General features: G+C 70.0%; 20 protein-coding genes. 8 read left to right on the top strand and 12 right to left on the bottom strand.

Annotated elements, in window-relative coordinates:
• Positions 1-182: 182 nt before the first annotated feature.
• Both VNJ48_RS14600 and VNJ48_RS14595 read right to left on the bottom strand, forming a co-directional pair.
• Positions 183-992, bottom strand: a complete 810-nt coding sequence (locus tag VNJ48_RS14600) for a GNAT family N-acetyltransferase (protein WP_325603338.1) — start codon at positions 990-992, stop codon at positions 183-185.
• A gap of 249 nt (positions 993-1,241) precedes the next feature.
• The gene (locus tag VNJ48_RS14595) at positions 1,242-1,931 is read right to left on the bottom strand and encodes a demethylmenaquinone methyltransferase (RefSeq protein WP_325603336.1); all 690 of its coding nucleotides are present in this window, start codon (positions 1,929-1,931) and stop codon (positions 1,242-1,244) included.
• 62 nt (positions 1,932-1,993) lie between these two features.
• Here VNJ48_RS14595 and VNJ48_RS14590 point away from each other — a divergent pair, with 62 nt between their 5' ends.
• The 3 genes from VNJ48_RS14590 (at position 1,994) to VNJ48_RS14580 (ending at position 5,644) form a co-directional block, all read left to right on the top strand.
• Positions 1,994-3,001 carry a L,D-transpeptidase family protein gene (locus VNJ48_RS14590; RefSeq protein ID WP_325603334.1) on the top strand — a complete coding sequence of 336 codons (1,008 nt, stop codon included), beginning with the start codon at positions 1,994-1,996 and terminating at the stop codon, positions 2,999-3,001.
• A 29-nt stretch (positions 3,002-3,030) separates the two neighbouring features.
• A complete protein-coding gene (locus VNJ48_RS14585; RefSeq protein ID WP_414689959.1) occupies positions 3,031-4,281 on the top strand; it encodes an isochorismate synthase in 1,251 nt (416 codons plus the stop codon).
• A 145-nt stretch (positions 4,282-4,426) separates the two neighbouring features.
• A complete protein-coding gene (locus tag VNJ48_RS14580) occupies positions 4,427-5,644 on the top strand; it encodes a glycoside hydrolase family 16 protein (protein ID WP_325603330.1) in 1,218 nt (405 codons plus the stop codon).
• A gap of 68 nt (positions 5,645-5,712) precedes the next feature.
• Here VNJ48_RS14580 and VNJ48_RS14575 read toward each other — a convergent pair whose 3' ends face one another.
• Entirely contained in the window at positions 5,713-7,584 is a 1,872-nt protein-coding gene (locus VNJ48_RS14575) for a Na+/H+ antiporter (RefSeq protein WP_325603328.1), read from the bottom strand.
• 24 nt (positions 7,585-7,608) lie between these two features.
• The gene (locus VNJ48_RS14570) at positions 7,609-7,986 is read right to left on the bottom strand and encodes a hypothetical protein (protein ID WP_325603327.1); all 378 of its coding nucleotides are present in this window, start codon (positions 7,984-7,986) and stop codon (positions 7,609-7,611) included.
• A gap of 41 nt (positions 7,987-8,027) precedes the next feature.
• Here VNJ48_RS14570 and VNJ48_RS14565 point away from each other — a divergent pair, with 41 nt between their 5' ends.
• The gene (locus VNJ48_RS14565) at positions 8,028-9,680 is read left to right on the top strand and encodes a hypothetical protein (protein WP_325603325.1); all 1,653 of its coding nucleotides are present in this window, start codon (positions 8,028-8,030) and stop codon (positions 9,678-9,680) included.
• Here VNJ48_RS14565 and menD read toward each other — a convergent pair.
• The 5 genes from menD to VNJ48_RS14540 form a co-directional block, all read right to left on the bottom strand.
• Positions 9,670-11,256: a 2-succinyl-5-enolpyruvyl-6-hydroxy-3-cyclohexene-1-carboxylic-acid synthase gene (gene menD, locus VNJ48_RS14560; protein WP_325603322.1), complete on the bottom strand. Its 1,587-nt coding sequence runs from the start codon at positions 11,254-11,256 to the stop codon at positions 9,670-9,672. The genes VNJ48_RS14565 and menD overlap by 11 nt on opposite strands.
• Entirely contained in the window at positions 11,253-12,197 is a 945-nt protein-coding gene (locus VNJ48_RS14555) for an o-succinylbenzoate synthase (RefSeq protein ID WP_325603321.1), read from the bottom strand. The genes menD and VNJ48_RS14555 overlap by 4 nt, the downstream gene beginning before the upstream one ends.
• Positions 12,194-13,204, bottom strand: a complete 1,011-nt coding sequence (locus tag VNJ48_RS14550; protein WP_325603319.1) for an AMP-binding protein — start codon at positions 13,202-13,204, stop codon at positions 12,194-12,196. Before VNJ48_RS14550 ends, VNJ48_RS14555 begins: the two co-directional genes overlap by 4 nt.
• A gap of 270 nt (positions 13,205-13,474) precedes the next feature.
• Entirely contained in the window at positions 13,475-14,110 is a 636-nt protein-coding gene (locus VNJ48_RS14545) for a PAS and ANTAR domain-containing protein (protein WP_325603317.1), read from the bottom strand.
• A gap of 92 nt (positions 14,111-14,202) precedes the next feature.
• The gene (locus VNJ48_RS14540; RefSeq protein WP_325603315.1) at positions 14,203-14,697 is read right to left on the bottom strand and encodes a hypothetical protein; all 495 of its coding nucleotides are present in this window, start codon (positions 14,695-14,697) and stop codon (positions 14,203-14,205) included.
• A gap of 85 nt (positions 14,698-14,782) precedes the next feature.
• On the opposite strand from VNJ48_RS14540, the gene VNJ48_RS14535 reads away from it, so the two are divergent.
• Positions 14,783-14,926 (top strand): hypothetical protein, encoded by a 144-nt coding sequence (locus VNJ48_RS14535; protein WP_325603313.1) that lies wholly within the window; start codon positions 14,783-14,785, stop codon positions 14,924-14,926.
• Between the two features lie 7 nt (positions 14,927-14,933).
• Here VNJ48_RS14535 and VNJ48_RS14530 read toward each other — a convergent pair whose 3' ends face one another.
• Complete coding sequence (locus tag VNJ48_RS14530; RefSeq protein WP_325603311.1) at positions 14,934-15,806, bottom strand: YwqG family protein; 873 nt, start codon at positions 15,804-15,806, stop codon at positions 14,934-14,936.
• Positions 15,807-15,872: 66 nt separating this feature from the next.
• Between VNJ48_RS14530 and VNJ48_RS14525 the strand changes: the two genes are divergently transcribed.
• Positions 15,873-17,021, top strand: a complete 1,149-nt coding sequence (locus tag VNJ48_RS14525; RefSeq protein WP_325603309.1) for a sterol desaturase family protein — start codon at positions 15,873-15,875, stop codon at positions 17,019-17,021.
• On the opposite strand, the gene VNJ48_RS14520 is transcribed toward VNJ48_RS14525, so the two are convergent.
• The gene (locus VNJ48_RS14520; protein ID WP_325603307.1) at positions 17,009-17,845 is read right to left on the bottom strand and encodes an alpha/beta hydrolase; all 837 of its coding nucleotides are present in this window, start codon (positions 17,843-17,845) and stop codon (positions 17,009-17,011) included. The two genes, VNJ48_RS14525 and VNJ48_RS14520, sit on opposite strands and share 13 nt — an antisense overlap.
• Positions 17,846-17,888: 43 nt before the next feature.
• Between VNJ48_RS14520 and VNJ48_RS14515 the strand changes: the two genes are divergently transcribed.
• Both VNJ48_RS14515 and VNJ48_RS14510 read left to right on the top strand, forming a co-directional pair.
• Positions 17,889-19,136 (top strand): MFS transporter, encoded by a 1,248-nt coding sequence (locus tag VNJ48_RS14515; RefSeq protein ID WP_325603305.1) that lies wholly within the window; start codon positions 17,889-17,891, stop codon positions 19,134-19,136.
• A 3-nt stretch (positions 19,137-19,139) separates the two neighbouring features.
• The gene (locus VNJ48_RS14510) at positions 19,140-19,610 is read left to right on the top strand and encodes a tRNA (cytidine(34)-2'-O)-methyltransferase (RefSeq protein WP_325603303.1); all 471 of its coding nucleotides are present in this window, start codon (positions 19,140-19,142) and stop codon (positions 19,608-19,610) included.
• 3 nt (positions 19,611-19,613) lie between these two features.
• On the opposite strand, the gene VNJ48_RS14505 is transcribed toward VNJ48_RS14510, so the two are convergent.
• Complete coding sequence (locus VNJ48_RS14505) at positions 19,614-20,249, bottom strand: isochorismatase family protein (RefSeq protein WP_325603301.1); 636 nt, start codon at positions 20,247-20,249, stop codon at positions 19,614-19,616.
• Positions 20,250-20,344 lie beyond the last annotated feature (95 nt).

Below are 20,344 nucleotides of genomic sequence, written 5' to 3'. Positions count from 1 at the left end.
TGGCAGCGGCGTCGATGGTCCGCTGCAGGCGTCCCCGAACGATAGGCGCTTGCCGAGTTCGCAGTCGTAGCGCGAGCTCGACCTCCACCCTGGTTGCGAGGTCCTCCAGGACCGCAAGCGGGCAGGTCGGGTCGCGGACGAGATCGCGGCCCGACGGACTCGATCCGGGCCCTGGTCAGTCCCTACACCTCCTCCATGTCGGCCCACGCGCCGCTGCGCTGTTCCAGCATCAGCTGCCGCTCGGACTCGACGAATCCCAAGCGGTGGTAGACCCGGACCGCCTCACCGTCGTCATCGGCGACGATCACCAGGGTGCCGATCGCGAGGTCCTCGAGGGCGTGGGTCCCGGCCGCGTAGACCACCGCGGCCGCCAGACCACGACGGCGGTGATCGGGATGCGTCTCGACGCTCTGGAAGCGCGCGACGCCGTCCTCGGTCCGGAAGACCGCCGCCGTGCTGACGACCCGGCCGTCGACGACGGCCCCGAAGCGCTGGCCCCGGCCGGCAGCGACGAGGGGCTTCTCCTGCTCGTTCCGTCCGCGCGCGAACGTGAGGAAGGTGTCCTCATCGGCGCGGGCGTAGAGAGCTTGGCTGAGCCGCGCTCGACTCTCCCAGTCCTCCTCGGAGGAGAGCGGCCGCACCTCGGCGTCCACGTCCCGCGGCGGCACCAGGGAGGTTGCCGTGAGCACCGCCGCCACGTCGACGGTCAAGCCGGCAGTCTCGAACGCCTCCCGCGACTCTTCGGACAGCTCCGCGGCGTCGATCCCGATGCTCACGTGGTCGGCCCGTGGGAACTCCGTGCGGAACGCCCCGACCACCTCGGGCTCGCCGCCAAGGGCAGGCGGCTCGGCGAGGAGGAGGAAGTTGCCCCAGAAGTGGGACGGGTTGGCCGGCGTGCGGACCACGAGGTGGGTCCCGAGGTCCTCGACCACGCTGCCGCTCGCGGTGAGCAGGGCCAGGTCGGTCCGGAAACCGAGGGAGCGCACGTTCATGGACGGAGGCTAGCGACAACCCTCGGGCCTGCGGATCAGCCGAAAGAACAGGAATTGACTCATACCAAAGGCCAGAAAGATGTCACCGGCACACCGATGGCACGAGCAGACATTCAGTCATCGGGACGTCGTTCTGAGTTCGACATCAGCCAAACCCTCGTGGTGGCGCACGAAACGGAGGGGATTGCCATCTGGGCGTACGCACCCAGGCGAGTCAAGCCATCACGCACGCGGATTGCGTGGAGCGGGTCAGGCAGTGGCCCGGTGGAGCGCCACGACTCCGCCCGAGAGGTTGCGCCACTGCGGCTCCGTCCAACCGGCCGACGCGATCAGCGCCGCGAGGCCCTGCTGGTCGGGCCACGCGCGGATCGACTCGGCGAGGTAGACGTAGGCGTCCGGCGAGGACGAGACCGCTCGGGAGATCGCCGGCAGCGCCTTCATCAGGTATTCCATGTAGACGGTCCGGAACGGGGTCCAGGTCGGGCTGCTGAACTCGCAGACGACCAACCGGCCGCCGGGGCGGGTGACCCGAAGCATCTCGCGCAGCCCGCGCTCGGGGTCGACGATGTTGCGCAGCCCGAACGAGATGGTCACCGCGTCGAAGGTGTCGTCCGCGAAGGGCAAGAGCGTGGCGTCGCCAGCGGTGAAGGGCAGTCCCGGTCGTGCCCGCTTGCCGACCTGGAGCATCCCGAGGGAGAAGTCGCACGGGACCACCGTCGCCCCGCGGTCGGCGAAGGGCTGGCTCGACGTGCCCGTCCCGGCGGCGAGGTCCAGCACCACGTCACCCGGGGACGGGTCGACCGCCTCGATCACGTCGTGGCGCCAGCGCCGGTCCTGCCCGAGGGACAGCACGTCGTTGGTGACGTCGTAGCGCTTGGCGACGGCGTCGAACATGCGTCGGACGTCGGTCGGTTGCTTGTCGAGTTCCGCGCGGGCCACGGCCGCGAGCCTAGTGCGGTGATGAATTCGCGATGTAGGTGGGCGTCCCTACGATTGTCGACATGCGTACGCCTCGTTTCCTCCACCTCCTCGTCGTGCTCGCGATGGCCCTGGTCATGGCTCTGGGCGCCTTCTCGTTCGCCACGTCGGCCCGCGCGACCGTGGAGTCGACGGGCGAGCGTGCGGGCTTCACCCGGCTCGAGTTCGGCGACACCGGCTGGCGGGTGCGCGAGCTCCAGAGCCGACTGCACCAGCTCGGCCTCCACTCCGAGGTCGTCACCAGTCGCTTCGACGCCGAGACCCGCGACGGCGTCCGGACCTTCCAGGCCCGTCGTCAGCGGCCCACCAGCGGCGTCGTCGACCGCGCCACGTGGGACAAGCTCCTCGCCAAGACCGTCGAGCCGACGAAGGAGGCCCTGAAGAACATCTACACCCCGGGCCCCGCGATCCTTCGGGCTGGTGACCAGGGCCTCCCCGTCCGCCGGGTGCAGGCACGGCTCGCACAGCTCAACTGGTACGCCGGGGACGTCACGGGGGTCTACGACGAGAAGACCGCCGCTGCGGTGACCGGGTTCCAGACCAAGCGCAAGATCCCTGTCACCGGCGAAGTGGACCGACGCACCCTCGACCGGTTGGCCCAGATGACGCGCGAGCCCACGAAGGCCGAGCTGTTCAACATCGAGCCGACCGGCCCCGCCCTCGATCCGCGCTGCATGACGGGTCGGGCCATGTGCGTCGACAAGTCGTCTCGCTCGCTCCGCTGGGTGGTCGACGGCGTCGTCAAGCTCCGCTTCGACGTGCGCTTCGGCTCCGACGAGCTGCCGACCCGCGAGGGCGCGTTCTCGGTGTTCCGCAAGTCGCGCGACCACGTCTCGAGCCTCTACAACACCTCGATGCCCTTCGCGATGTTCTTCTCGGGCGGGCAGGCCGTGCACTACTCCCCCGACTTCGCCGCCACCGGCTACAACGGCGCCTCCCACGGGTGCGTCAACGTGCGCGACTACAACGCCGTCCGCTGGCTCTTCGGCCGGGTGCAGCTCGGCGACAAGGTCATCGTCTACCGATCGTGATGAGCAGCATCGCCCCCCGCGTAGGCTCCATGGTCGTGACGACCAGCGCGACCCCCGGCGAGCCCCTCGTCGTGCGTACGGTCGCGGTCGATCTGGCTGAGACCGACTCCCTGCTCGACCTCCTGCCGAGCGACGCACCCGTCACCTGGCTGCGCCGAGGCCAGGGCCTCGTCGGCTGGGGCGTCGCCGCCGTCCTCAGGACGTCCGGCACCGCCCGCTTCCGCGACGCCGACAAGTGGTGGTCAGAGGTCACCGGCCGGGCCGAGGTCGACGACCAGGTCAACGAGCCAGGCACGGGCCTGGTGGCCTTCGGGTCCTTCGGCTTCGCCGACGACCCCGGCGACTCGGTGCTGGTGGTGCCACAGGTCGTCGTCGGTCGCCGGGGTGACCGCGCCTGGCTGACGACCGTCGGCGTGGACCTGACCGAGGTGGCCCCCGTCGAGCAGCCGCTGGCACCGGTCGGCCTGAGCTTCGCCGACGGTGCCCTCAACAGCGAGGCCTGGATGTCGGTCGTGGCCGATGCCGTCGCGCGCATCAACGCCGGCGACCTGGAGAAGGTCGTGCTCGCTCGAGACCTCGTCGCGACCTGCGAGGAGCCCGTCGACGTGCGCTGGCCGCTGCGAGAGCTCGCCCGCGACTACTCGATGTGCTGGACCTTCCACGTCGACGGACTCTTCGGTGCGACGCCGGAGATGCTCGTCCGCCGCGAGCGCGGACTCGTGACCTCGCGAGTCCTGGCGGGCACCATTCGCCGTACAGGTGACGAGGTGCGTGACGCCGCCCTCGCCGGCACCCTGGCGCGGTCGTCGAAGGACCTCGAGGAGCACGAATACGCCGTCCGCTCGGTCGCCGACGCCCTCGAGCCCCACTGCTCCTCGATGAACGTGCCCGAGGTCCCCTTCGTCCTGCACCTGCCCAACGTGATGCACCTCGCCACGGACGTGGCCGGGGTGGTCCACGACGCCGCGACCGTCTCGTCGTTGCTGCTGGCCGAGGCGCTCCACCCGTCCGCTGCGGTGGGAGGCACACCAACCGCCCCCGCGCTCCGGCTCATCAACGAGATCGAAGGCATGGGTCGCGGCCGCTACGCCGGGCCGGTCGGCTGGATCGACTCCCACGGAGACGGCGAGTGGGGCATCGCGCTGCGCTCGGCCGAGGTCAGCGGCAACACCGTCCGGCTCTTCGCCGGCTGCGGGATCGTGGCCGAGTCCGTCCCGGAGGCCGAGCTCGCCGAGTCGCAGGCGAAGTTCGTGCCCGTCCGTGACGCCCTGACCACCTGATCCAGGAGCACGAGTTCGGCCGTATGACAACCAAGTGGTTCGTTTGTGAGTCAGAATTCAGAAGACCTTCGCCCCCCACGTATGGTGATGAAGCCCTCCGACGGATGCAGGGGGTTTCACACGCACCCGACCGAAGAGAGAATTCATGTCTAACCGCCGCGCAGTGGCTGGAACGTTCGCCGCGCTGCTCATGCCCACCTCGCTGCTGATGGTCACCGCGACCACCACAGCGGACGCCGCCAACACCTCGACCAGGACAAGCGCTGTCCAGGCCAAGGCCAAGAGCAAGGCCAAGCTGGTCGCCATGCCGCAGATCGTGCAGCAGGGCAGGACCCCGGCAAGCGCCAGCTCCGCCAAGGCCGCCCTGACCGCCACGGTCAAGCCCGCCAAGGCCGGCCGCCCGGTCGCGCTCCAGGTGCAGAAGGGCTCGAGCTGGAAGACGGTCAGCAAGACCCAGCTCACCTCCAAGGGTCTCGCCCAGTTCGGCGCCCCGATCTCCAAGAGTGGCAAGGCCCTCAACTATCGCGTCACCGCCGCCAGCTTCAAGGGTGCCAGCGCCGTGACCAGCAAGCCGGTCAGCACCGCCCGTTGGCTGACGGCAAGCTTCACCGACGACTTCACCGGCTCCAGCCTCAGCCCGAGCTGGACCCACCGCGGTGTCAACTACGAGCCGTCGAGCCTGCGCGAGTGCTCGCGTGGCGACTCGCGCGCCGTCGCCGTGAGCGGTGGCACCGTCAAGATCAGCGTGATCAAGGACCCGACCCGCACCGCTGAGAAGTGCGTCGCGAAGAAGGACGGCAAGTCGACCGGCAAGTTCGCCTACCGGCTCAACGGCCACATCGGCACGCAGGGCAATGTCTCCCTCAAGTACGGCTTCGCGGCCGCCCGGATCAAGATGCACAAGCTCCGCGGTCAGCACGGTGGCTTCTGGATGCAGCCGGCAACGACCGTCCCGGGCTCCTTCAGCCCGAAGAGCATCGGCGCGGAGATCGACGTCATCGAGTACTTCGGCGACCAGCACCCCGAGGGTGGACTGACCTCGTTCATCTACTCGAAGACCAGCTCGGGCAAGGACGTCAAGACCGGCTCGTGGATCAAGGACTCCACGTCCTTCCTCAAGAACCGCAAGGACGGCTGGTCGAAGAACTACCACGTCTTCTCCGTCGAGTGGACCCCCTCGGTCTACATCTTCCGCATCGACGGCAAGGAGACCTGGCGCACGAAGGTCGGCGTCTCGGGCCAGGAGCAGTACCCGATCCTGAGCCTGCTCAGCTCCGACTACGAGATCTCGCAGATGAAGGGCGGCGACGCCAAGCTGCCCCAGACGATGAACGTCGACTGGGTGCGGCTCTGGCAGGCCTGATCGTCCCCATCTGACGTACGGCGACGCGCCGTCCCGCTTCAGCGGGGCGGCGCGTTTCGCATGCGCTCTCAGCCGGTGAGGTGGTGGACGAAGCACCAGCGCCAGTCCTCGCCCGGCTGGGCGGACTGCATGACGGGGTGCGTGGTGTCGTGGAAGTGCTCCGTGGCGTGCCGGTGCGGGGAGGAGTCGCAGCAGGCGACATTGCCGCAGGACAGACAGCGCCGCAAGGACACCCAGTGCGCCCCCAGCGCCTCGCACTGCTCGCACGCCATCTCCTCGGAGGTGGCCGCCACGGTCGCGGGACCGGCGGCGGCGAGATGGTCACAGGAGTCGCCGGCCGCGACCCGGACTGCGCGCACGGTCGTCGAGTCGTCGTCGAGCTCCGCCACGTCGAGCATCGACTCCTCGACGTCGAGGATCCTCAGGACGTCGCGGACGACCTCGCTGGCGACCACCCCGGTGTTGCGGACCTCGAGCACCTTCGCTCGCTCGGCAGCGATCATCACCAGGCGGGCCCGGGCGTAGTGGCTGCTGGGCGACTCCTGCCCGGGGGTGGTGGAGAGCTGCTCCCACGCCGCGAAGTTGCGCTGCTCCACGCGCTGCCGGAGCAGGTCGGAGACCCCGTGCGGGTCCTCGTGCTCCAGCTCGTCGAGGGCGCCGAAGCCGGCCTTGGAGGCCTGCTGCAGCAACGCTGCCCGGGCCAGGGCGTCCTCGAGCGGGTCCGGAGGCGGTGCTCCCAGCCGGCGGGCGAGCCAGGGCAGGGAGAGTCCCTGGAGGAACAGCGTCCCGGCCACGACGGCAAAGGCGATCAGGAGCAGCACCTCCCGGTGCTCGGTCTCCTCGGGGATGACGAACGCCGCTGCCAGCGTCACCACGCCGCGCATGCCGGCCCAGCCGATGATGACGGTGTCGCGCCACGGTGCGACCCCGCTGGTGGCCGGGTCGGCGCCGGGACGGACCAGCAGCGAGCGCGCGCCGAGGACCCAGACCAGACGGAGCGCGATCGTGGCGAGCAGAGCGCCGAGGCACACCCCGGCGATGCGGGCCGGTGAGATGTCGCTGTCGGCGGCCCCTTCGAGGATCCAGCGGGCCTGGAGGCCGATGAGCAGGAAGACGGTGTTCTCCAGCAGGAAGGCCACGGTCCGCCAGTTGATGCGTTCGGCGATCCGCGACTGCGCCGTCTGGATGACCGGAGCCTTGTGACCGAGCAGCAGACCGGCGACGACGACCGAGATGACTCCGGATGAGTGGAGCTCCTCCGCGAGGAGGTAGGCCACGAAGGGCGTCACGAGCGAGATCGCGGTGTCCATCAAGGGGTCGGTGACCAGCTTGCGGAGCTTGGCCACCACGACGAACACGAGGAAGCCCAGGGCAGCACCGCCGACGGAGGCCCACAGGAAGTCGAGGCCGACCTCGACGGCGTGCACGCCCACTGACGCGGCCGCGAGCGCCGTACGCAGCGAGACGAGTGCCGTGGCGTCGTTGAGCAGGGACTCGCCCTCCAGGATCGTGACGACCCGGCGAGGCAGGCCGATCCTGCGGGCGATCGCGGTGGCCGCGACCGCATCCGGAGGCGCCACGACCGCACCGATGGCGATCGCCATCGGCCACGAGATGCTCGGCACGACGAGGTGGACCACGGCGCCGACGCCGAACGCGGTGAAGACGACGAGACCGATCGAGAGGAAGAGGATCGGTCGACGGTTGGCGTTGAAGTCGACCAGTGAGGTCTGGATCGCCGCGGCATAGAGCAGGGGTGGCAGCAGCCCCAGCAGCACGATCTCCGGCTCGAGACGGACCTCCGGCACGAACGGCAGGAATGTGCCGACGAGGCCGAGGGCGATGAGCAGCAGGGGCGCGGGCACGTCGAGGCGGTCAGCGAGGGCAGCACCGGCCAGCACCACGACGACGAGCGCGACCAGGAAAAGGGCGATCTCCACCCCGGAAGTCTCTCAGGCGCCCTCTCAGCTGCCAGGCGCCTGCCGCGGGGCCTCGACGAGGGCACCCCCGCCGGCGGTCGAGAAGACGAGGAACACGCGTTCCTCCCCCGGCGGCAGGATGGTCGACGCCGCCTGGCCGCTGTGTTCGCCCTCGAGGTGCGCGCTGACGTGCACGTTGCGGTCGGCCGGGATCTCCCACGACACGGGCCCCGGCACGACGAGGTACTGGCGCCCGTCGATGCTGACGACAGGGAACCACGTCCGGAGGATCCGCGAGTTGCCGATGGCGAGGTCGATCGTCAGCAGGCGCCTCGGTCCGGTGTGGAACTCGACGTAGGGGATGACACCCGGCATGGCAGCCCAGTTGGACGTGGGGTCGGCAGGGCGGAAGGGTTCGGTCACGGATGACAGCCTGCCCCGACCGGCCGTGGATAATCCCCCGGGTGCGAGGAGTCGGGATCGTAGGCAGGGTCGCCCTGGGCATCCTCGCCCTGCTGGGCCTCCTCGTCATGGCAGCCGGCGCGGCCGTCGCCGGGGTCGTGGGCTCCGACGACACGGTCTTCAACCGCCCCACGGACCTCGGCGATGACGGGCGCCCGGTCCTCACCTCCCCCGACCTGCTGGCCTACGAGGGCATCACGGTCACGTTGCGCGCGTCTGCGCCCGGCGGCGTCTTCATCGGTACGGCGCACCCGGTGGACGTGGCTGACTTCGTCGGCGACTCGTCCCGGATCCGGCTGACCCGGGTGACCCGCTCGGGGGTCGTCGCGGAGGACGCAGGCTCCGCTGAGCCCGTACGCCCGGCGTCGGCGGGCTTCTGGACCAGCTCGATGAGGGGCGAGGGCGTGGAGGAGCTGACCCTCGACCGGGACTCCGCTGCCTCCCAGTGGGTGATCGCTCCGCTCACGGGCAAGGGACCCACCACGGTCTCCTTCGGGGTGACGGTCCCCGGGTTGTTCCGCGCAGCACTGCTCGCCTTCGGTCTCGGGGCCCTGGCGCTCCTGGCGTGCGTGGAGCTGCTGCTCCGCTGGCGCCGGACGCCGCGAGCACCCGAGCGACCGGCCATCGAGGCTCCGCCAGAGGTGGACGGGCCAGTGGTCGACAGGCCATTGGTCGACAGGCCAGTGGTCGACAGGCCAGTGGTCGAGAGGCCAGCCGGCAGGCACCGGGCGCAGCGGACGGCGGTCGCCATGGCGGTGGTCCTCTCCGCGACCGGTTGCACGTGGGAGGACCTGATGCCGGCGAAGCGACAGCCGACCGACCTCGCAGCGACGAAGGTGGCGTTGACGAAGGCTGAGCTGCCTGCCCTTCTTGCGTCCTACGACCGTCGCTTGGGCCAGGCCATCGAGGCGGCCCAACCCCCGCGCTACGGCGCGGACCTGTGGCGGCTCGCCGACCGCGGACCGGCTTTGGAGAGCGACCTCTTCGGCACCCGCGTCGCCCGGCTGACCGCGGTCGGCGGCCGCTCGTCCGTCCCCCACGACCCGGTGGGGGTCTATGCTCCACGGTTCGCGTCCTATCCGATGTGGTCGCTCGTGGCGTCGACGACGGGCGACGACAAGCGCATCGACCTGTTCACCAAGGCGTCCGTGCAGGCACCGTGGCTGCGCCAGGCGGGCACGACGGTCTCCCGCGGCCTGCCCGAAGCGGGACGCCCGGCCCGGGCTGCGAGCAGTGAGCAAGCGGCGGCCGCGACGGCGAGGTGGCGCACCTACCTGCGCTCGGGCACCACGGACGACGGGCTGGTGCTCGACCCCGACTCCGAGGAGTGGCGCGAGAACGTCGCCGACCTCGGCAGCCGGGCGATGTTCCGCAGCTACACCGTCTCGGTCGAGGCCGCCGGGAAGAGCGGCCTGTCGCGCGTCGTGGAGGTCGACGACGGAGCACTGGCGATCGTTGCGCTGCGGATGACGACCCGGCTGGCGGGACGGCCCGACCTGCGAGTGCGGTGGGCGCCGCCATACGGGGAGTATCGCCCCAGTGCGGATGGCGTCCTGTCCTTCGCGCACCTCGCCGTCGGCGTGATCCACCTGCCCTCGAAGGGACCTGCGAGGGTGTTGGGCGCGACCTACAGCGAGGTTGCAGTCACCCCCTGAGGGCGCGGATCCTCCGGTCAAGATCCCGCCGGTTGTCCCGACGCACCACGGCCTCGACCACCTCGATGCCCCCGTTGGGCGAGGCCAGCGCCTGCTCGAGCTCGGGCAGGCTCGTGACCCTCAGGTGCGGGGTCCGCGTCGCGGCGCACAGGCTGGCGATGTCGACGTCGTGCGGGGTGCCGAAGAGCGCGTCGTAGCGGTCAGCGAACTCGGGCGCGCCCTGCTCGAGCATCGTGAAGATCGACCCGCCGTTGTCGTTGACGACCACGATGGTGAGGTCGGGCCGCGGTTGCCCCGGGCCGAGGATCATGCCGGTCGCGTCGTGCAGGAAGGTCACGTCGCCCATCAGGGCCAGCGCCCGGCTGCTGCGCGGTCGTCCGAGGGTGGCGCCGATCGCGCTGGACACGGTGCCGTCGATGCCGGCGAGCCCGCGGTTGGCGACCACCTTGCGCCGGTCGCCGACGTCGTAGCGCGCGGCCATCAGGTCCAGGTCGCGGATGGGACTGGACGCACCGACCCAGAGCAGGCCGCCGGGCGGTACCGCTCGACTGACGACACCGGCCACGTCGTACGGCGTGAGGTCGGCCTCCGCCCTCAGCAGGTCGTCCAGCTGCCGCGCCACCGACCGGTCCGCGGCGACCCACGCGTCGAACCAGCTCGTGTCGGTCGACTCCGCCGTCGTCGCACGGGCGACAGCCCGGGCGACCGCGAACGGACGCTCGCGCCAGAGGCCTCGGTCCTCGATGTCCCAGACCTCGACGTCGTCGCGGGCGAGGAGACGACTGACCGGGCGGGACAGCGTCGGGTGCCCGGCCACGACGACCCGCTCCACCTGCTCGCCGAGCTCCCCGTCGAGGAGCAGGCGGTAGGTCCGAAGGGCATGCGTGCCGGTGCGCGATCCGCTGGTCGGCTCGGCCAGGAGCGGCCACTGGCCGCGTTGCGCGAGCACCCGCGCCGCCGGGCCGGCGTCGTCACCGGCGACCACGACGGTCCGGGGGCCGTGCGGGATCTCGACCTCGTGGTGACGCGGGCGCCGGTTGTCCACCGGCTCGACGGCCGGGACCTGCCACGCGTCCGGGGGCACGAGCGGATCGGCAAGCTGCACGTTGAGGTGCAGTGGCAGCTCACGCCCGGCGAGGAGGCCGTCGACCTCGGCGCGCTGGTCCGTGCCGGCGACGTCGAGGAAGTCGAGTCCCGGGATCATCCGCACCTGGTCGGTCGTCTGGTTGGCGCTGGTGCCGCGGAGGCTGGCCGGGCGGTCAGCGGTGACCAGGACGAGGGCCACTCCGGCGTGCGCCGCCTCGAGGGCCGCCGGGTGGAAGTTGGCCACGGCCGTCCCGCTGGTGCAGACCACCGCGGCGGGACGTCGCGACACCTTGGACAGGCCCAGTGCGAGGAAGGCGGCCGTACGTTCGTCGATGCGGGTGTGCAGCCGCAGGGCGCCCGCCTCAGCCGCGGCGAAGGCCGCGAACGACAGGGGTGCGTTGCGCGAGCCGGGCGCGATCACCACGTCGGTGACGCCGGCCTGCATCAGGGCCGCCACGACGGTGCGCGCAAGGTCGGTCGACGAGGTCACAGCCCGAGATCCTGCCGTACGGCGAGAAGGCGCCTCTCCCAGTGGGCACGACGCTCCGGCGACGCCGAGACCCGGGCCATCGCCGCCTCGTCGACCTCGACCGGCCCGACGGACAGCATCCCGTCCACGGGCAGGAGCGGCTCGAGCGCGACGTCGTCGCTCAGCAGCTGGACCGTGGCCAGTCCGCAGGCGTGCTCCAGCGACGGCAGCGCCGCGGCCAGGGCGACGCCGGCCGCGATGCCCACGCTCGACTCGACCGCGCTGGACACCACGACGGGCATGCCGATGTCCTCGGCGATCCGCAGGCAGGCACGCACTCCCCCGAGCGGCTGGACCTTGAGCACCGCGATGTCCGCTGCGGCCAGGTCGCGCACCCGATAGGGGTCAGCGGCACGCCGGATCGACTCGTCGGCAGCGATCCGCACGTCGACGGCCCGCCGGACTGCGGCGAGCCCCTCGACGCTCTCGCAGGGCTGCTCGACATACTCCAGGCCGCCGGCCGCTCGCTCCAGCAGCGTGATCGCACGGGTCGCCTCGTCCAGGTCCCACCCACCGTTGGCGTCGACGCGGATGAGGCCGCCCGCGCCGAGCGCGTCGCGGACGGCTTCGACGCGGGCGATGTCGTCGGCCAACGTCTGGCCCCGTTCGGCGACCTTCACCTTGGCCGTCGTGCAGCCACCGGCGCGGACGATCTCGTGGGCCCGCTCGGGGCTGCAGGCGGGCACGGTCACGTTGACGGGCACGGTGTCGCGCACCGGTGTCGGCCAGTCGCCGGCGGCGGCCTCGAGGGCACACTGCAACCACGGGGCGGCGACCTCGGGGTCGTATTCGAGGAACGGGCTCCACTCGCCCCAGCCGGCGTCACCGCGCAGCAGCATCCCCTCGCGGACGGTGATGCCCCGGAAGGTCGTGCGCAGCGGGATCGAGAAGACGTGCGTCACACCAACCCCCTGAGGGACTCGCGGTCCACCTTGCCCGTGGCCAGGAGCGGCAGCTCGGGGAGGAGGACAACCTCTTGCGGTGCCCACGAGCGCGGGTGGACCTCGGCCACCCAGTCGCGCAGGTCATCGTCACAGCCCACCACGAAGGCCACCACGCGCGAGCCCCACTCCTTGTCGGGCACACCGAGGACCTCGACCGCCACCACGGCGGGGTGCTCCCGCAGCCGCGCGGCAACGGCGGGCAGTGGGACGTTCACCCCACCGCTGATCACCACGTCATCGATCCGTCCGAGCACCTGCAGCCGCCCGTCGTCATCGAGGCGGCCGGCGTCGGCAGTGACGAACCAGCCGTCGCCGAGCGCCTCGGCGGTCAGGGCGGGGTCGCCGTCGTAGCCGTCGAACACCGTGGGGCCACCGATCCGGATCCGCCCGTCGGTCCCGAGGGCCAGGGCAACGCCGTCGAGCGGCACTCCGTCGTAGACGCAACCACCGGCGGTCTCCGAGGCACCGTACGTCGCGACCACGCGGAGTCCGTCGGCCGTCGCCCGGGACCTGAGCGCCGGGTCGATGGGCCCGCCCCCCAGCAAGATCGTGTGCATCGCGCGGAGCGCCTCAACCTGGTCGGGCCGGTCGAGGAGACGGTGGAGCTGGGTCGGCACGAGAGAGGTGAACAGAGTGGCCCCGTCCCCCGTCCCGACCGCCTCGGCGAAGTCGAGGTCGCGGACCACGAGGGGGTCGTGACCGGCGAGCACCGAGCGGGCGATGACCTGCACGCCTGCGACGTACGACGCCGGCAACGCCAGCAGCCACTGCCCACGGGCCCCGAGGCGCCGGGCGCTCGCCTCGACCGAGGCCACGACCGCGGACCTGGACAGGACGACCCGCTTGGGGCGGCCCGTCGATCCGGAGGTCTCGATGAGCAGCCGCCCCGGCTGTGGGTCGGCCAGCCAGGCCCTCAGCTGGCCAATGGCCGTCCCTGCCTCGTCGGACGGCCTCAGGAACTCCACCCCTGCACGCTATCCGTCGCCTCTTTCGTCAACCATCTGGGCACAACTTCTCACAATTCATTGACGCGTCGCATGCCCGTTCTATGCTGAAGGCTCCACCTCCTGTTATGGGAGGCCCGAACTCAAGTCATTGGGGGAGGGGGAGGATGGCGAGTTTGGGTGGCTTCGGCCCGACCCTCACCCCGGCCATGAGCGTGGCATCACCTCGCCGCGCCAGCGGAGGACTATTCGTAGTATTCCGCTGGCGCGGTCCACGTCATTCAGGCCAGCTCAGCTCAGGATCCGGCCCAGCAGCTCGTCCAGCCTGGTCCGCTGACTCTGACCCTCCGCCAGCGGCCGTGCCGCGACTTCTTCGACGAGCATCTGAGCGAGCTCGCCGACCTTGAGGTCGCTCCTGTCAGCATGCTCACGCAGCATCGTGAAGGCCGCGACGTCGTCGCACCCCAGGGCGACCATGACGATCCCCTTCGCCTGGTCGACCGTCGACCGGGCCTCCGCGGCGCGGACCAGAGCGGTCTCCCCGTCCTGCGGGACCTGCCGCTCGCGCACCCCGGTCAGGTCGACGAAGTAGCCCGTGACCGACTCCACCCGGCCATGGGGCCCGAGCACCCCACGACCCACCGAGAGCACGTAGCGGACCTGGTCGTCGGTACTGATGATGCGGTGGTAGCAGCTGAAGGGCAGCCCGTCACTCGTGACGGCTTCGAGCACCTCGTAGGCCCGCAGGGCATCGTCCGGGTGCTTGTGCTTGAGCATGAGGTCGGTCGTCGCCGGCATTGCGCGGGGCTCGTAGCCGTGGAGCTCGTACATCCCGTCGGACCAGGACCAGACGTCGTCCTCGACGAAGTAGGAGAAGTAGCCAACCGGGGTGTTGTTGGGCCGCCCGTCGAAATTCAGCTCGCCCATGGGTCCTCCGACAGATCGTGCGTGCCTCCGGCGTCCGAGCCAGCCGCCTGCCTGTAGACGATATCCACGTCTGCAGCCGATTGCTACACGGATCAGCCGGCGCGTGCGCCGCTGGGAAGGCTGTCGCCGACCGGCCGCGTCGCGTCGTCCGCCGCCACCAACTCCGACACCGCGTCGAGCAACGCCAGGTCCCAGTGCTGGATCACCTCGGCCCGGAGCTCGTGGACGTCCTCTGCGAAGTCGGCCGGGTCGAGCCCGGCCTCCCACGCTGCGTCGGCATAGGCCGCCACATCGTCGGCCTCCGCGACCTCGGCAGTGCTGACGAAACGCGCGGCCCGGTCGAGGCGCGACATGTGCTGGTCGAAGACGTCGTCGTCGACGAGCGGGAACAGCTCGCGCAGCTCGAGCGCGACCTCGCCGTGGGTCGCGGCGGGGAGCACCCCGTCCCCGACGGTGGCGCGCGCACTCAGCTGGCTGGCCAGGCGCAGTCCCTCGATGAAGCGGTCGTCATGGCTGGCCGGGCGCCCAGCATCGGCGAGCGACGGGAGACCCCGCAGCCCGGCCTCTCCCCTGCTCCGTGTGCCCATCCCCCCACGCTAACCCTGCGCGCCGGCAGCGTCCACCACCCCAAGGGCGCTACCGCGCGCTTCGCACCTTGGCTAGTTTTCAAGCATGGGAATCATGAAGAAGGCAGGCGCCCTCGGAGTCGCCAGGATGGTCTACACCGAGGCTCGCAAGCCGCACAACCAAGCCAAGATCAAGCAGGCGATGCAGACGGTCAAGGAGCGACGCAGCCGGGGTAGCCGCCCTCGCTGATCCCCGCTCAGCTGCACTGCCAGGTGAACGAGACGTTGCGCAGGTCTCCAGCGGCCAGGTCTTCCGGACGAGCCATCCAGTAGAGAATGCCGCAGTCGCCCCACATCATGCCGAGGTCGTCGTCGGAGTCGATCTGGAGCACAAGTGCCCACCGACGTGCCTCTCTTGCCAAGAGAGGGTCGCTGTACGACACGTTGTTCTCCAGAGCAGCCTCGGCAACCTCATGCTCCACCGGCCCCTGGATGGGTTGGGCGTATCCACCGATCTGGTGAAGCGGCATCGTGTGCCGCTCGTGCAGGGCCTCGGCGAACGCGTCCGCGGCGACCGGGTGCTCCACGAACGCGCCCGGGTCATCGCCGGGCTCGGAGAAGGCCTCTCTGAGATCAGAGTGCTCCCAGTCCGGGGCCGTCACGACGGATTCGCCGGAGTACCACCGCTCGGGGTAGCTCGAGATGCCATCGGGGGTGGGTTGCGGTGAACACGCGACGTCGGTAGGCACATACAAGGCGCGGGCTCCCTCGAGCGTGGCCGCGTCCCAGGTCCCGACGGTGTTGACGCCATCGTCGTAGGAGCCGTCGAAGTAGAAGAACAACAGACGCCCCGACGTCGGGATCGCGAGATCCAATGGGAACGCCGACAGCGGCTCGCAGAAGATCTCCCCGATGTACGACAGGGGGCCCTGGCTGGTCCAGGTCGGCCACAGCTCACCTGTCGGCAGCTTGGGCTGGCCGCCGAGCCGCGCGACATGCGTCGCCTCCCCCACCGCGGGGACGAGGCGGACACCTGGCCGCAGAAGGCCGAGCCAGCGCTGTCTCACCGGATCCGGCAGGTGCTCCGCAGCAATCCGCTCGACAAGTTCCGCATCCGAGATCTTTCGCATGCACCGATCATGGCGCTAAGTACGAATACGGTCACGTTCTCCCGCTCGTGCGCTGATACTGGCGCCATGAGCGATACCTCCACCCTCGTCCAGCGACGCGGGATCCGGGCACTGGTCACCCATCCGCAGTTTGCCTCCGGGACCACCTGCCTGCTCGGGGTCCTCAGCCTCCTCACGGTGCTGTGCTTCCACTTCCCCAGGCTGCTCACCAGCCAGGAGTTCCGGGCGGTCTACACCGAGGACTTCGCCCGCAACATGCTGACCGTCGGCCTCGTGCTCACCTTCATCATGGGCCCGATCGCCATTCTGCGCGGCCACTACCGCCGCTACGCCTACGTCGGTCTCGCGAGTGGCACCCTGGCCATCGTGCTCGGCGGCGCCACGGTCCAGTTCGAGAAGATCGACCAGACGCCGTACTCGCTCGGGCTCGACTGGTTCGTGCTTGCCCTGTTCTTCTCAGCACTCGTCTTCATCCCGCTGGAGCACCACTTCGCCCGGCGCCCGATCGCGGTGTTCCGGGACGGCTGGCGGACCGACGCGGTCTACTTCTTCATGAGCCACGTGATGGTCCAGTTCATCCTGCTCATGGTCACCGCCTCGACCTCGATCGTCGTCGGGGCCGCCCACATGCCCGACGTCCAGGCCTTCGTGAGCGCGATGCCGTTCGTCGTCCAGTTCCTCCTCGCCGTCTTCCTCGCGGACCTTGCGCAGGCCTTGCTGCACCGCTGCTACCACCGCATCACGACGTTGTGGAAGTTCCACTCGGTGCACCACTCCAGCCGTGACCTCGACTGGCTCGCAGGGTCGCGCGTCCACCTGGTCGAGACCGTGCTGACCCGCAGCATCGTCGTCCTTCCGCTGCTCGCGCTCGGGTTCGAACAGCCGGTGGTCAACGCCTACGCGGTCCTTGTCGGTCTGCAGGCCGTGGTCGCCCACGCGAACATCGACATCCGGTTCGGGTGGCTCGAATACGTGATCACCCTCCCGCGCTACCACCACTGGCACCACGCACGCCACAAAGAATACTGGGACTGCAACTACGCGATCCACCTGCCGCTCGTCGACATGGTGATGGGCACGTTCAAGCTGCCGAAGGATCACAGCTGGCCGGAGGAGTACGGCGTGTTCACCCTCGAGTCCGTGCCGCGAGGCTTCGTCGCCCAGACCGCCATGCCGTTCAGGAGCAAGGCGTTCTACGACGACTACGTGCGCTGAGCCTCCGGCGCTCGGAACAGCCAGCGGAGCGCGTCGGGGAACAGCACGCCGCCGTGGTTCGAGCTGTGCTCGCCGTCCCCGAGGACGAGTCTGAAGTCGTATGCCGCCTCGGCCAGCGCAGCGGCCACGCGCAGGTTGTCGGCGAGCCAGTTGTACTCGGGCGCGGGCTCGTTCCACCCCAGGTCGCGGTGGGGCGCCTGCATGAAGATCCGTAGCGGCTTTGCCGGCGTCTGGGCGATCAGCTCCGGGTAGGGATTGCCTCCGGGCATCTGCGGGAAGGTGGGCGACAAGCAGACGACTCGGCGGAAGATGTCGGGGCGCAGCCACGCAGCGGTGAACGCACAGTTGCCGCCGCAGCTGAACCCGCAGATGGCCCACCGGTCGTGATCGTCGGTGATCGTCCAGCGCTGCCTCACCTCGGGCAGGACCTCCTCCGTTAGGAAGCGGACGTAGCGGTCGTCGAACGCGTCGTACTCCGCGTTCCGGTTCCCGGGGTCCACAAACACGGCGATCGTCGCGGGCAGGTCGCCGCGGTGGATCAGGTTGTCCAGGACGATGGTCACGCGGACGTCGTCCTCCGGGTCCAGGAAGCCCTCCCCGTCCTGCAAGACCAGCAGCGACGGCGGGTCGCCTGCGTCGTACTGCGCCGGCACGTAGACCCAGAACCTGCGAGACGTCCCGGGATAGATGCTGCTGGTGTTCCACTCCAGCATCGTGACCGTGCCCGAGGGCACGCCGTCCTGTCTCGTGGAGTCGGGACCATGGACGTATCGGACGTCCGACTGGTCGAGGGCGAGCGGCGTGAAGGGGATGTCCGTGGTCACCCCGAGACGAAACCACAGCGGCACCGTCTGCAAAAGTCTCCGCATGACCAGCGGGGGGCGCGTCGACGACCTGACGCCGGACTTCCGTCGCTTCTGGTGGGGCGAGGCCGTCTCCAGCATGGGGAGCGCGGTCACGACCGTCGCCCTGCAGAGCCTGGTCGTGTTCACCCTGGCCGGTGGGACGACCGAGACCGGCTGGCTCAACGCAGCGCGATGGCTCCCCTATCTGGTCATCGGGCTGGTGGTCGGAGCCCTCGTCGACCGCGTACGACGACGACCGGTGATGGTGGTGTCGGACCTCGCGCGGGCGGGACTGCTGCTCCTCATCCCGTTGACCTGGGCCCTCGACGTGCTCTCGTTCCCGATCCTGTTTGCCATCATGCTCTTGTTCGGTACGGCGTCCGTGGTCAACGACGCCGCCTCGCAGTCCATCGTCCCCCGGCTCGTGGCCCGCGAGGGACTGCAACGAGCCCATGCCCGGCTCGACCAGGCGGGCGCGGCGGCCCAGACCGCCGGTCCGGCGCTGGGAGGGCCGCTGGTGCGTGTCGTCGGGGCGCCGCTCGCGTTCCTCTTCGACGCGGCGACGTACCTGTTCTCTGCCGTCATGGTCGCCTCCATGCGGCATACGCCCGAGCCGGTCAGGTCGACCGCGACCCCAGGAGCCCGACAGCTGGGGCGGGAGATCCGTGACGGCGCTCGCTGGGCGTACGGCGCATCAGGGCTGCGGCCGTTGGCGCTGGCCACGCACGTGTGGTTCGCGGGGCAGGCGGTGGTCGTGGTCCTGATCGGTCCCTACGCGTTCAAGGAGCTGGGCCTCACCGAGACTCAGCTCGGCCTGGTCCTTGCCATCGCCGGCATCGGCGCGCTGGTCGGTGCCTCCACGAGCGGCTGGGTGGGTCGTCGGGTGGGCACAGTCGGTGCCATCACGTGCTCCTACGCGGTCTCCGCCGCGGCAGTCGTGGCCATGCTGGCGGCGACCTGGGTCTCCATCGGATGGGCCGCGGCAGCCGTCCTGGCCGCGGGGCAGCTGTGCCACGGCTGGTCGATGGGACTCAGCAACTCGCACGAGATGACGTATCGCCAGCGAGCGACGCCCGATGCGCTCCAGGCCCGCACCAACACGACCCTCCGGTCGATGAACCGCGGAGTCGTCGTCGTGGTCTCGCCGCTGGTCGGAGTCCTGGCCGACCGCCTCGGCTACTCCCCCATCCTGGCCGTCGGGGCCGTCCTGTTCGCGGTGTCGGCCCTCGTGGTGGCGTTCAGAGTCCCGCCACCGGCCGGGATAGCCTGAGGCGTGTTCCACGTGATGTTCCTCGAGCCCCGCATCCCGCCCAACACGGGGAACGCGATTCGGCTCGCCGCCGGCACGGGAGCGACCCTGCACCTGGTCGAGCCCCTCGGCTTCGACCTGAGCGAACCGAAGCTGAAGCGCGCGGGACTCGACTACCACGACCTCGCATCCATGGAGGTGCACCCCGACCTCGACGCCGCCCTGGGCAGCGCGGCGCTGACGTCGTCGAGGGTGTTCGCCTTCACCGCCCACGCGACCCAGTGGTACACCGACGTCGAGTTCCGACCCGGCGACGTGCTGCTCTTCGGACCTGAGCCGACCGGCCTGTCGGACGACGTCCTGAACCACACGCGAGTCACCGAGCGACTACGGATCCCCATGCTGCCTGGCCGCCGATCGCTGAACCTCGCGAACTCCGCGGCGGTCGTGATGTATGAGGCCTGGCGCCAACAGGGATTCCTCGGCGCACACTAGGCCTCAGCCGGCGAAGGCAGCGCGTCCCTGCATGGCTGAGGTGACGAGGTTGCTCTTGGGCAGGGCCTGACCGGACCGGACCGCGTCCGCCCAGGCCTCGGTGGACCCGACAGCGGCGAAGTTGGACTGGAGCAGCACCAGCAGGACCTCGTGGAGGACCTCAGCGCGTACCTTGCCCATCTCGTTTGCCAGGTGGATGGCGCCCGTCGCGTCAGAGAGCACCTCCGCGGCAAGGCCGAGGCCCTCCGCTTCGACGGCACTTGCGATGTCGCAGTTGTTGGTCATGTGGCCGACCAACGTGATGGTGTCGACTCCCTGCCCCTTCAGCCAGTCGGCGACGCCGGTGCCTGCGAACACGCTGCTCTTGTCCTTCGTGATGCTCTTCCACGAGGGCTGCAGTCGCTTCTCGATCTCAGGGTGCAGCGCCCAGCCGGCGGACCCGGCAGCAAAGACGGGAGAACCTTCGGGTTGCTCGTGCTGCACCACCACGACAGGAAGGCCGTGCTCGGTCGCGATGTCCAAGGCTTCGATGATGTTGGTCAAGGACTCCTCGCGGGGCGGGTGCTGCACCTGGAGGGGGCCGTCGAAGTACTCCTGCTGGACATCGACGACGACGAGGGCGCGACGGGGACTGCTCATGGGTTCTCCTCAGTGAGATGTGCTGACCTGGACAGCCTGGCGCGCCGAGACCGACTACTGTGAGCGGCAGTTGTGACTACCTTCGATGGAATCGG

It is taken from the genome of Nocardioides sp., assembly GCF_035576065.1.
GTDB lineage: Bacteria > Actinomycetota > Actinomycetes > Propionibacteriales > Nocardioidaceae > Nocardioides.
The sequence above is the reverse complement of the archived record's forward strand: the minus strand, read 5'-3'. Positions and strand labels throughout refer to the sequence as shown.